Below are 12,052 nucleotides of genomic sequence, written 5' to 3'. Positions count from 1 at the left end.
ACACCTGGAGCAACGCAAGATGAGCAACAAGCGAAAGACCCCCGAAGAACTGCGCAGCCACCGCTGGTATGGCGTGAACGACCTGCGATCGTTCGGCCATCGCTCGCGCACGGCGCAGATGGGCTACAGCCGCGAGGAGTACGCGGGCAAGCCGGTCATCGCGATCCTCAATACGTGGAGCGAGATGAACCCCTGCCATACGCACTTCAAGCAGCGCGTGGAAGAGGTCAAACGTGGCATCTGGCAGGCGGGCGGCTTCCCGATCGAGCTGCCGGTGCAGACGCTCTCCGAGCCGTTCCAGAAGCCCACCACGATGCTCTATCGCAACTTCCTCGCGATGGAAGCGGAAGAGACGATCCGCTCGTATCCGGCCGACGGCGTCGTCCTGATGGGCGGCTGCGACAAGACCACGCCCGCCCTGCTGATGGGCGCGATCTCGATGGATCTGCCTACCATCTTCCTGCCCGCGGGCCCGATGCTCAACGGCAACTGGAACGGCGTGACGCTCGGTTCGGGATCGGACACGTGGAAGTACTGGGCCGACCTGCGCGCGGGCAAGATCACCGAAGAAGACTGGAAGGGCGTGGAGGGCGGCATTGCGCGCTCGCCGGGCCACTGCATGACGATGGGCACCGCATCGACGATGACGAGCGCGGCGGAAGCGCTGGGCTTCACGCTGCCGGGCTTCGCCTCGATCCCCGCGCCGGATTCGCGCCATGCGCAGATGTCGGCGAAGACGGGCATGCGCATCGTCGACATGGTGTGGGAAGACCTCAAGCCCTCGGACATCATCACGCGCCAGTCGGTCGATAACGCAGTGACGACCTGCCTCGCGCTGTCGGGCTCGACCAACGCGATCGTCCACATGATCGCGCTTGCGCGTCGCGCCGGCGTCGACCTGACGCTCGCGCAGTACGACGAGATCGCGCGCCGCACGCCGGTGCTCGCGAACATCCGTCCGACCGGCAAGTACCTCATGGAGGACTTCTATTATTCGGGCGGCCTGCGCGCGATGCTCAAGGAACTGGGCGACCTGATCGACGGCACGCAGATGACGGTCAACGGCAAGACGCTGGGCGAGAACATCGCCGATGCCGAGATCTACAACGAAGAGGTGATCTACCGCCGCGCCAAGCCGCTGATGCCCGATACGGGCCTGGCTGTGCTGCGCGGCAACCTCGCGCCGGATGGCGCGGTCATCAAGCCGGGCGCCGCTGAAAAGCGCCTGCACGTGCATACGGGCAAGGCCGTGGTGTTCAAGGACTACAACGACATGGCCGCGCGCATCGACAGCGAAGAGCTCGAATGCGACGAGAACAGCGTGATCGTGCTCCAGAACGCCGGGCCGGTGGGCGCGCCCGGCATGCCCGAGTGGGGCCAGTTGCCGATTCCGCAGAAGATCCTGCAAAAGGGCGTGCGCGACATGCTGCGTATTTCCGATGCGCGCATGAGCGGCACGAGCTACGGCGCGTGCGTGCTGCACGTGGCGCCCGAGTCGTTCATCGGCGGCCCGCTGGCGCTGGTGCAGGACGGCGACCTGATCGAGCTGAACGTGCCGGAGCGCCGCCTGAACGTGCTGATCTCCGATGAGGAAATGGCGCGCCGCAAGGCCGCCTGGGTCGCCCCGGAACCGCGTTTCAAGCGTGGCTATGGCGCGATGTACCAGATGCACGTGATGCAGGCCAACAACGGCTGCGAATTTGATTTCATGCAGCGCGACGGCGCGGGCGGTTGTAGCGGCGGTAGCGAAGCTGGCGGCGAACCCGAGATCCACTAAGGACAACGGGATTCGCAAGTGAAGGCATTGGGAACCGCGTTTAGCGGAACCCGATGCCGGAGCGGAGGAGCACTCTCGCAAAGAGATTCACGAGTAGTCAATAAAAAGCAAACTATCACAACGAAGAGATCAGGAGTACAGATGAAGAAGACCATTCTCGCTTCCACGCTTGGACTCGCCGCACTGGGCGCACATGCCCAGAGCAGCGTCACGCTGTACGGTATCGTCGATACCGGCATTGGTTATCAAAGCAGTTCGGCTGCGCTCGGCAGCAACTCGGGCGGCCACTCGGCCGTCAAGATGGTGCAGGGCGTGTGGGCCGGTTCGCGCTTCGGCCTGAAGGGCAGCGAAGACCTCGGCGGCGGCACGCGCGCGATCTTCCAGCTCGAAGAAGGCTACAACTCGGCGAACGGCGCGCAGTCCACCTCCAACCTGATGTTCAGCCGCGCGGCGTTTGTCGGCGTCGCCAACAAGGACTACGGCACGCTCACGGCAGGCCGCCAGTACGCACCGTATTACTCGCTGCTCTCGCCCTATAGCCCGACGACGTGGCTCACGGGCGCCTATGGCGCGCACCCGGGCGACCTGGATTCGATGGACACGATCTATCGCATCAACAACTCGCTCGTCTATACCTCGCCGAACTTCGCGGGCTTCACGTTCAGCGGCATGTACGCATTCGGCGGCGTGCCGGGCAGCGTCGGCGCAGGCCAGACGTGGAGCGTGGCGGCTAACTATATCCATGGCCCGGTTGGTCTCGCCGTGGGCTTCGAGCGCCTGAGCAACTCGACGAGCGGCGGCGGCGCGTGGGGCTCCAGCTCGACGGCGTACAGCAACGGCGAACCGGGCGTGTCGGGCGTGACCAACGGCTTCCAGACGGCGCAGACGCAGCAGCGCCTGGCGGTCACCGGCGGCTACGCGTTCAACTCGCAGTGGGACATTTCGGCGTCGTACTCGAACGTGCAGTACATCGCGGGCAACGGCTCGAAGTTCTTCGACACGCAGATCTGGAACACGGGCGGCGTCGTGCTGCACTACAAGCCGCTCGTCGCACTCGATCTCGCGGCAGGCTACAGCTACACGCGCGCGACCAAGGCCAACGGCATCCAGAGCGCGGCCTCGTACCAGCAGTTCAACCTCTCGCAGTACTACAGCCTGTCCAAGCGCACGGGCCTGTACTTCGTCGAGGCCTACCAGCGTGCGGGCGGCCAGACGCTGGGCACGAACGGCGCGGGCGACATCATCAACGCAACTGCCGATATCGGCGACGGCCAGAACAGCGCGCCGTCCTCGTCGCGCAGCCAGTTCGCGGGCGCAGTGGGCATCGTGCACCGCTTCTGATCTTCAGGCAGGATTTTCACGCTCCGAGGCAGGTTTGACGGCGGCACCGGGTGGTTCAATCCCGGCGCCGCCGTTTTTTCATGGGCTGAAGCGATGGCGAGCGTTCGGTCAGCTTTGGCGACATTGATTCGTCATCCTGATGAGTGTCCGTGAACTGTCGACGGTAGTCGAGCGGCGCCATCTCCTTGAATGCCCTGAATTGCCGGTTGAAATTCGCGGCATTGGGAAAGCCCGATCGCATGGCGATCACCGAAACCGGTGCTTGCGTGTCGGTCAGCATCCGGCAGGCATGGCCGATGCGAACGCGGTTGATATAACGCCCGACGCTTTCGCCGAGATGCTGAGTGAAATGCCGCGTCAACGAGCGCTCGGAAAGACCGGATGCTTTCGCCAATGTCGATAGCCGCAGCGGGCGCGCGAACTGTGTTTCGATGAGCGCGAGGACGCGGCTGATCTGGTCGGGTTCGTGACCGCTGGCCGCGCCGGTTTTCGCGTCGAATGCGCTAGGCGAAGCGAGCGGTGTGGCGGGCAACGTCGAAAGAAAGTCGAGGATATCGAGCGCGGCGTGCAGCCGTTCGCGAGGCGTCGCGCTGAGCAGGCGATCCAGATGATCGCGCATGCGCGCACCCGCGCCGTCAGCAAACGCCAGGCCGCACGCGGCGCGTCGCAACAGGTCGCACAGGCCGTTGTACTCGGGGCAAATGTCGGCCAGACGCCGTACCCACGCACCGTCGAACCACACGACGATGGCGACTTCCGGCTGCGTATCGTCGATCGAGCGGTTGGACGCCCACGTGTGCGGGAGGTTAGGCGGCACCAGCACCAGATCGTCCGCGCCGTAGCTCGCCACCGAATCGCCGATATAGCGCTTGGCCTGACTGTTCAAAGTGAGCGTGAGTTCATACGCCGGATGGTGGTGCCATTCGAAGGGAATGCGCCGCAATTGCCGGTGGTACACGCGCACCGAACAATCGTGGCCGAAATCGACAAATTCGAACGCTGCTTTCATGGCCGGATCGACGAAATCATTGGCCGGATAGTATCACGCAAGCACGGGCAGCTCGCGTACGCTCCCTCTATCGAAAACACCCATGGAGACGACGCAATGGCCTTGCATATTGACGACCTGCCGACTGCCATCCGCCAGGCGAAGCGCGAACTGCGCGCGATGCTGCCCAACTACCGTGAAGTATTCGCCGAAGTCGAAGCGGCCGTGACGAAAGAGGCCGACCGGATCGCGACGCTGCGCGACCGTGGCGAGGCGGTGATTCCGGAAATCGCGTTCAAGGACATTGTCGAAGGCCGTGTGAGCGACGCGCAGGTGGCGCTCGTCAAGCAGCGCGGTGCATGCGTGATCCGCAATGTGTTCGAGCGCTCGCTGGTGGAGCAATGGGACAACGAGATCGCCGAATACGTCGAGCGAAACAATCTCGACGCCCGCCTGCTCAATCGCGCCGAAGACAAATATTTTGGCCAGCTTGCGTCCAGCAAGCCGCAGATTTACGGCGTGTACTGGTCGAAGCCGCAAGTGCTCGCGCGTCAATCGAACGAACTCACGCAGGCGCGTGTGTTTCTCAACCGCCTCTGGCGCACGCAAAGCGAAGGGCGCGTGCATTTCGACCCGGATCACGTGCCGGTCTACGCGGATCGCTTGCGTCGCCGCCCGCCTGGTTCGGAGTCCCTGGGGTTGTCGGCGCACTGTGACGGTGGATCGGTCGAGCGCTGGATCGAGCCGAATTTCCGCAAGGTCTATCGGCACGTCTTTTCGGGCAACTGGCGCGACTATGACCCGTTCGACGCGGCATGGCGCACCGAGGTCGAGGAAATCCCGTCACCGGCGGTGTGCTCGATGTTCCGCACGTTCCAGGGCTGGACGGCGCTCACGCAGCAGGGGCCCGGCGATGGCACGCTGCAACTGGTGCCCATTGCGAATTCGATGGCCTACATTCTGTTGCGCGCGCTGCAGGACGATGTCGCCGAGGACGACCTGTGCGGCGCGATGCCGGGCCGCGCGCTATCGATCAAGGCCGACTATCACGCGCCGCTGTTCCGCGCGCTCAGCTCGATTCCGCTGATGCAGCCCGGCGACACGGTCTTCTGGCATAGCGACGTGATTCACGCGGTCGAGGACGCGCATCGCGGCAAGGGCTATAGCAATGTCATGTATATCGCGTCGCTACCCGGCTGCGCGAAGAACGATGCCTATTTGAAGCGGCAATTGCCGAGTTTTCTGGACGGCGCAAGCCCGCCCGATTTCCCGGCGGATCATTTCGAAGTGGATTTCGTCGGCCGGGCGAGCGCCGACGACCTCACGGCGCAGGGCCGCGCGCAACTGGGCTTCGATCTGTGAGCAACGGCTGTGCAGAGCCAGGGCGGCTTTAAAGCGCGTGCTGCACGGTGCGCGCCGAATCCGTGATGTCCTGGCCGAAACCGGCAATCGTGTTGCAGCCGGCCAGGCCAAGCGTCGTGGCGGCGACCAGAAGGATCGCCAGTGTGCGAATAGACATATCAACCCCGCGTTGTTATCGACTGCCGGTTGCGCGCTTTATGGCGTTCTCTGAACCGGCGTGGGCGCAAGTCTATCAGCACCTGGCGGGTTGGTGTCTTACATGAACTTCGCCGCTGGCGAGGGCGAAAGGGCGAATGGGACACGCGCCCCGGTGCGCTATCATGCCCCCCGGTATCGCAAAAAGCCCCTCGCCCAACGGCGTTCCTTCACGCAGCACCACGCATCCTTCGTCAACGATGTTCGATTTCCACCTTTCCGGGGGCGTGCTGCTCCCGCATATGCAGGCGCTCGACGCGCTGCAGCTCTGCGGTATCGCCATTGCGCTGGTGCTGGGCGGCATGGTGAAAGGCGTGACCGGCATTGGTGTGCCGCTCGTCGCCATGCCGATCCTCACGCACTTTCTGCCCGTCAAGCAGGCGGTGCTGCTGCTGTCCATGCCCATCATCCTCGGCAACATTCCGCAGGCGCTGGAGGGCGGCGAATTCTGGAAGACGGTCAAGCAGATTGCCGCGCCGCTGATCGGCACCGTGATCGGCAATGTGGTGGGCGTGTCCTTGCTGATCCGGCTGGAGCCGCATCACGCGCAGGCGGCGTCGGGGCTCGCGCTGATCGTGGCCGCGGCGCTGCTGCTTGCTTCGCCGAAGCTCACGCTGTCGCCCGCACTGGTGAAGCCGGTGGGTTTCGCGCTTGGTTTCGGCGCGGCGCTGATGGAAAGCATCGCTTCGGTGCCGGGCCCGCTGCTGGCGATGTACCTGATCGCCTCGGGCGCGACGGGGCGGGTGTTCACCAAGCAGATTGCGATTATCCTGGTGGTGTCGGTGCTCACGCTCATCACCACCTTCGGCAGCGGCGCGCATGCGAACAGTGCAGACCTGGGCATCTCCGCGCTCGCGAGCGTACCCGCGATCATCGGCATGTTTTTGATCCGGCCGTTGCGCGACAAACTGCATCCGTTGGCGTTTCGCGTCCTCGTGCTGGTGTGCGTGCTGGCGGCGGCGGTGCAGATGATCTTCACGTCGGGCGTGTTGTGATGGTGCGATTGCGCTCACACGCAGCACCATGAAAAAAGCGCCCATCTGGGCGCTTTTTCGTATCAGGCCTGGCAAGCGAAAGGACGCTTATGCTTTGCGTCCACGCTTTTCAACCGGCGTGAAATCGAAGCTTGCGAAACTGCCGCCTTGATAGCGCTGCGCCGTCGCGTCGAGCGGATTCGTTTGCGCGAGAATTTCGGCGGCCCAATCTTCGGCGTTCTGTTTAGGCTCATAGCCCAGACGCTTCGCGTCGTCGCTCGCGCCTTCCTGCACCCAGTAGCCGCGCGTGTTGTTCGACACGCCCCACACAACCGCGAAGCCGATCGATTCAACGTTGATCACGCGGTCGATCATATGGAACAGGTCTTCGTGACCGAACCACGTGCTCAGATGGCGGAATTCCGTGGGCTTGGGCAGGCAGCTGCCGATGCGCACGTTCACGGTTTCGATGCCGTGCTTGTCCCAGTAGAGGCGCGCGAGCGATTCGCCCCAGGCTTTCGACAGGCCGTAAAAGCCGTCCGGACGAAACGCACAATCGAGGTCGAGCTTGTCCTCGACCGGATACATGCCGATCGCGTGATTCGAGCTGGCGAACAGGATGCGCTGCGTGCCGTGGCGGCGCGCGCCTTCGTAGACTTCGACGAGGCCGCGCAGGTTGTTCTCGATGATCTCGGGCAGGGGGCGCTCGACGCTCGTGCCCGCCATGTGGATCAGCACGTCCACGCCGTCGAGCAGGCGGTCGACCACTGCGGGGTCGCGCAGGTCGCCGTGCATGACGTCTTCGCCGTCGAAAAGCGGTTCGAGCGGCCGGGTGCCGGCCGCGGAGCGCAGGTTCACGCCGCGCTCGTGCAGACCTTTGCGCAGGACGGTGCCGAGCTGGCCGGCCGCGCCGGACAATGCAACTTTCTTCACAGTGGTTTTACCTCACTTAAAAACGCCAAAAGCCGGCGCCCTCGCGGGCACCGGCCGATGATGGGCCGATCAGGCTTTCACGTTCTGCGCGGCCTGCAGCGAGGCGCTGGCGACATTGTCGCGCTGCTGGTTCGAGATCAGGCGCCAGGCGACGCAGGCACCGATCAGGTCGAACAGCATCAGGCACACGAACAGAGGGTTATAGCCGATCGTGCTGGCCAGTGCGCCGACGATGAGCGAAAACACCGTCGCGCCCAGGTAGCCGAACATGCCCGACAGGCCCGTGGCCGTCGCGACTTCATGCTGGCCGAACACGTCCGACGAGAGCGTGAACAGGGCGCCCGAGATCGTCTGGTGCGCGAAGGTGCCGACGCAGAACAGGGCGATGGCGGCATACGGGCTGGCGACGAGGCCCACGCAGGCCGGCCCGATCATCAGCACCGCGCCGGTCGTGATGACGAGCTTGCGCGAGGTGATCAGCGAGCAGCCGAACCAGCGGATAAACAGCGGCGCGAGGTAGCCGCCGATCAGGCAGCCGAGGTCGGCGGCAAGGAAGGGCAGCCACGCAAACAGCGCGATTTCCTTCAGGTTCATGTGGCGCACGGTGACCATGTAGAGCGGAATCCACGCACCGAAGGTCTGCCATGCCGGTTCGGCCAGCATGCGCGGAATGCCGATGCCCCAGAAGCGGCGCGTCTTGAGCACTTCCTTGAACGAGGCGCGCTTGCCGACGCTCGACTTCTGCGCATCGGTCTGGCCGGCGGCGATGTAGTCGGCTTCTTCTTTCGAGAGCTTGGGGTGCTCGGCCGGCGTCTTGAAGAACACGAGCCACAGCGCGACCCAGACCAGCGCCACGCCGCCGGTGAGCACGAACGCGAATTGCCAGTTGTACTTGAGAATGCACCAGACCACGAGCGGCGGGGCGATCATCGCGCCGATCGACGTGCCGGTGTTGAGCCAGCCGGTCGCGACCGAGCGCTCCCTGGCCGGGAACCACATGCTGATCGACTTCATGCCTGCCGGGAAGATCGCGGCTTCGCTCATGCCGAGCAGGCCGCGGAAGAACGCCAGTGCGGGCCAGCTGCTGGCGAGGCCATGCAGCATGTTGGCGATGGCCCAGCCGAACGCGAAGATCGCAAAGCCGATCTTGACGCCGACGGAGTCGAGCACGAAGCCGGCGATCGGCTGTGAGAGCGCGTAACAGGCCTGGAACGCGGTGACCACGTACGAGTACTGCTGCGTGGTCATGTGCATCGTCTGCGTGAGCGTGGGCGCGGCCACGGAAAGCGAACTGCGCGCGAGATAGTTGAACACCGTGCCGATCATGATGAGGCCGATGATCCACCACCGAACCCCTTTGAGTGTCTTGCGTTGCACTGCTCGTCTCCTGCTTGAACGGACGTCGATGCCGTGGGCGCGATGCCCGTGCTGCGTCCGGATGGATGTTGTAGGCGTGTGCTTGCTGGAGCGTAGTCGCGGGTTTGTCATGCAACCCGGCGATCCCGCTGCCGTTGTTCAGCCGTTTTTCGGTTCTCTCTACTTGGCCGTGACCGACCCGGATAGGGCCTGTCATGTAAGACATCATTCTATTTGCCGCAAAGTTGTAAAGCAAATCTTGTTTGAATGGGGATTTCCCTGGGATTCGTTGAGAGTTTGCGGGTGGTCATGCGGCAGAGGGAGCGGGGTTGCCGCGGCCGGATAAGGGCCGATAAGCCGTTGCATTGGGGCTTCTACAGGTTGTCCGATGACCGGCGGCAAAACGAGACGCAACGGGCTGGTTGACAATTTTCGTGTTGTATTACAACAATGCCGGCATTGCGCCCGATTCTGACTTTGAGGAAGCTCGGGCAACCCGCCTGCGCGACCCCGCGCGTCACAAAAATGGACGAGACACGATGAATTCCCCCGCCATCCCGTTAAGCGAACAAGCGCTCGAACAACTGCGTCACGTCTCCACGGCGACGCTCACCACCCAGCTTTTCAAGCACGGTCTGCGCAACGTCTTCATCCAGGGCGTGAAGCCGCTCGCGTCGCCCGCGCCCGGCACGCCCAATCTGGTCGGCCCGGCCTTCACGATGCGCAACATCCCGGCGCGCGAGGATCTCGACCAGTTGAGCGCGTTCCAGAACCCCGAGCATCCGCAGCGCAAGGGCGTTGAAACCGTGCCTGCCGGCGCGGTGCTCGTGCAGGACTGCCGTGGCGTCACCGATGCGGCGTCGATGGGTTCGATCCTCGCCACGCGCCTGAAGAAGCGCGGGGTGGCGGGCATGGTGTCGGACGGCCCGGTGCGCGACAGCGCGACCATCGCGGCGCTTGGCATGCCGGTCTATTGCGCGGGCGCATCGGCGCCGCTCAATCTCTGCAAGCACCACACCGTCGACCTGAACGTGCCGATCGGTTGCGGCGGCGTGGCGGTGTTTCCGGGCGACATCCTGGTCGGCGACGCTGACGGCGTGGTCGTGATTCCGCGCCATCTCGTCGAGGAAGTGGCGCAGGCGGCGACGGAACAGGAAACGCTCGAATCCTTCATCACCGAGCGCATCGAAGCGGGCGCGGCGCTGCCGGGCACCTATCCGCCGAACGAGGCGACGCTCGCCGCTTACGCCGAGTGGAAGAAGGCGCGCGCTTAAACCGTCCAGGCTGCGCCCGTCAGCGCACGCGTTCGCATGAGTTCGCCAGAGTCAAAAGTTTTCTCAATTTCCGATACGACATGCCGAAGTTTCAGGATCAGGACGTCATCGAAATCGTGCGCGGCGGCTCGCGTCTGCTGATCGCGCCGCAAGCGGGCGGGCGTTTGTTGTCGTGGCGCCTGCACGGCGCGCCCATCATCCACTGGCCCGATGCGGCCGACTGGAGCCAGCCCGCGCTGGTGCGCGGCGGCAATCCGCTGCTGTTTCCTTTCATCGCGCGACATCGCGTGGATGGTCGCATCGGCTTCTGGCGCGATGAGCAGGGCGTCGTGCGCGAGATGCCGTTGCATGGCTTCGCGCGCGACCTGCCGTTCGACGCGCAGGTGGACGAGCAGGGCGCGAGCGTGCACATGACGCTGACCGATAGCGAAGCGACGCACTCGCGTTATCCGTTTCGCTTCCGCTTCGAGGCGCAATATCGGCTGGTGGATGAGGCGACGCTCGAAGTGAGCCTGACCACGACCCACACCGATGAGGCGTCTTCCGATGCGCGTGCGCCTTCGCATATGCCTTACTACGCGGGCCATCACTTCTACTTCGCGCTGCCGCATACGCAGCGCAGCGAGGCGACGCTCGCATTGCCGCGCAACGTCTACCGCCATCAGCTAGCCGATGGCACGACGACCGCGCCGCAGCCTGGCGCGACGCGTTACAACTTTGCCGACCCGCAGATCGTCGACCGCTTCCACTGCCTCGACGGCGAGCCGCAAACGCCCGTACGCATCGACATGCCGACGCTCAATCGCGCTATCGAAATCGACCTGAAGCGTCCCGAGTCGCTGCCGTGGTACGCCGTGACGTCGTGGACGCTGGCGCCCGACGCCGATTTTTATTGCGTCGAGCCGTGGCTCGGCTTGCCCGATGCGATCCACAACGGCCTGGGCTTGCGCTGGCTCGCGCCGGGTCAGAGCGAAACGGCCACGCTGCGCATTGCGGTGAGCGCGCTCCGATAACGCGTGGAAGCCCGCGTGGCAAGAACGTTGTAAATGTGCAGAAGCCTTGCCGGATGGGGAGTTTCGTTCTGCGAGCGCCTCATATGACTTACAATCCACGACACACCTGACAACTCACCGCGTAGCACCAGACCATGGCTGAGCAGAAAGCGCCGAATATGCCGGCGCGGATTTACAGCGACATCCTGAACCGCATCATCGAAGGCGAATACAAGGAAGGCGAACGCCTGCCGACAGAGCACATGCTCGCGGAACGCTTCGCCACCTCGCGGCCGACCGTGCGCGAAGCGCTCGCGCAACTGCGCGCCGACGGCATCATCGCCACGCGCCACGGTTCGGGCACCACGGTCATGCGCCGTCCCGACCCGGACGTGCGCCGCTTCGCGCCGCTCGAAACGTTGTCGGACATCCGTCGCTGCTACGAATACCGCGTGGTGGTGGAGGCGGGCGCCGCCGCGCTCGCCGCGCAAAAAGCCGATGACGCCGACGTTGCCGCGATCCGTCGCGAGTGGGACAACCTCCAGACCATCATCGAAACCTCCGGCATTGGCGCGAAGGACGACTTTGCGTTCCATATGGCCGTTGCCCGCGCGTCGAAGAATTCGTTCTTCATCACGGCGCTCTCGGGCATCCAGGAGCAGATGGTGTTCAGCATGAATCTGTCGCGCAACCTTTCGCTGGTGAAGTCGATCGAGCGTCAGCGCATCGTGCAGCAGGAGCATCTGGAAGTGCTCGAAGCCATCCAGGCGCGCGACGCCGTGCGCGCGTCCGAAGCCATGCGCCAGCATCTGGAGCACGCGGTCAGCCGGATGTTCGGCTCGTGATCCTTGATTGAGGCC

11 protein-coding genes are annotated in these 12,052 nt (G+C 64.1%); 7 read left to right on the top strand and 4 right to left on the bottom strand.

Annotated features, from left to right (window positions below; genetic code table 11):
* The first annotated feature begins 19 nt into the window (after positions 1-19).
* Entirely contained in the window at positions 20-1,777 is a 1,758-nt protein-coding gene (gene araD, locus BBA01S_RS05080) for an L-arabinonate dehydratase (protein WP_027815487.1), read from the top strand.
* 141 nt (positions 1,778-1,918) lie between these two features.
* The gene (locus tag BBA01S_RS05075) at positions 1,919-3,118 is read left to right on the top strand and encodes a porin (RefSeq protein ID WP_027815486.1); all 1,200 of its coding nucleotides are present in this window, start codon (positions 1,919-1,921) and stop codon (positions 3,116-3,118) included.
* Between the two features lie 55 nt (positions 3,119-3,173).
* Here BBA01S_RS05075 and BBA01S_RS05070 read toward each other — a convergent pair whose 3' ends face one another.
* A complete protein-coding gene (locus tag BBA01S_RS05070; protein WP_027815485.1) occupies positions 3,174-4,127 on the bottom strand; it encodes a helix-turn-helix domain-containing protein in 954 nt (317 codons plus the stop codon).
* A 96-nt stretch (positions 4,128-4,223) separates the two neighbouring features.
* Here BBA01S_RS05070 and BBA01S_RS05065 point away from each other — a divergent pair, with 96 nt between their 5' ends.
* A complete protein-coding gene (locus tag BBA01S_RS05065; RefSeq protein WP_027815484.1) occupies positions 4,224-5,468 on the top strand; it encodes a DUF1479 domain-containing protein in 1,245 nt (414 codons plus the stop codon).
* A 28-nt stretch (positions 5,469-5,496) separates the two neighbouring features.
* Here the strand turns inward: BBA01S_RS05065 and BBA01S_RS48425 are convergent, their stop codons facing one another.
* Entirely contained in the window at positions 5,497-5,625 is a 129-nt protein-coding gene (locus BBA01S_RS48425; RefSeq protein WP_281176938.1) for a hypothetical protein, read from the bottom strand.
* Positions 5,626-5,863: 238 nt separating this feature from the next.
* Here BBA01S_RS48425 and BBA01S_RS05055 point away from each other — a divergent pair, with 238 nt between their 5' ends.
* Complete coding sequence (locus BBA01S_RS05055) at positions 5,864-6,658, top strand: sulfite exporter TauE/SafE family protein (protein ID WP_027815483.1); 795 nt, start codon at positions 5,864-5,866, stop codon at positions 6,656-6,658.
* Between the two features lie 87 nt (positions 6,659-6,745).
* Here BBA01S_RS05055 and BBA01S_RS05050 read toward each other — a convergent pair whose 3' ends face one another.
* Positions 6,746-7,570: an NAD-dependent epimerase/dehydratase family protein gene (locus tag BBA01S_RS05050; RefSeq protein ID WP_027815482.1), complete on the bottom strand. Its 825-nt coding sequence runs from the start codon at positions 7,568-7,570 to the stop codon at positions 6,746-6,748.
* A gap of 69 nt (positions 7,571-7,639) precedes the next feature.
* A complete protein-coding gene (locus tag BBA01S_RS05045; RefSeq protein WP_027815481.1) occupies positions 7,640-8,947 on the bottom strand; it encodes an MFS transporter in 1,308 nt (435 codons plus the stop codon).
* Positions 8,948-9,465: 518 nt separating this feature from the next.
* Here BBA01S_RS05045 and BBA01S_RS05035 point away from each other — a divergent pair.
* The 3 genes from BBA01S_RS05035 to BBA01S_RS05025 all read left to right on the top strand — a co-directional run bounded on the left by BBA01S_RS05035 (position 9,466) and on the right by BBA01S_RS05025 (position 12,037).
* Positions 9,466-10,200: a ribonuclease activity regulator RraA gene (locus tag BBA01S_RS05035; protein ID WP_027815480.1), complete on the top strand. Its 735-nt coding sequence runs from the start codon at positions 9,466-9,468 to the stop codon at positions 10,198-10,200.
* 80 nt (positions 10,201-10,280) lie between these two features.
* Complete coding sequence (locus tag BBA01S_RS05030) at positions 10,281-11,213, top strand: aldose epimerase family protein (protein ID WP_027815479.1); 933 nt, start codon at positions 10,281-10,283, stop codon at positions 11,211-11,213.
* A 134-nt stretch (positions 11,214-11,347) separates the two neighbouring features.
* On the top strand, positions 11,348-12,037 hold the full coding sequence (locus BBA01S_RS05025) for a FadR/GntR family transcriptional regulator (protein WP_027815478.1): 690 nt from the start codon (positions 11,348-11,350) through the stop codon (positions 12,035-12,037).
* Positions 12,038-12,052: the final 15 nt, after the last annotated feature.

The organism is Paraburkholderia bannensis NBRC 103871, from assembly GCF_000685015.1.
GTDB lineage: Bacteria > Pseudomonadota > Gammaproteobacteria > Burkholderiales > Burkholderiaceae > Paraburkholderia > Paraburkholderia bannensis.
Note: the sequence above shows the minus strand (reverse complement) of the source record. Positions and strands in the feature narration are given on the sequence as shown.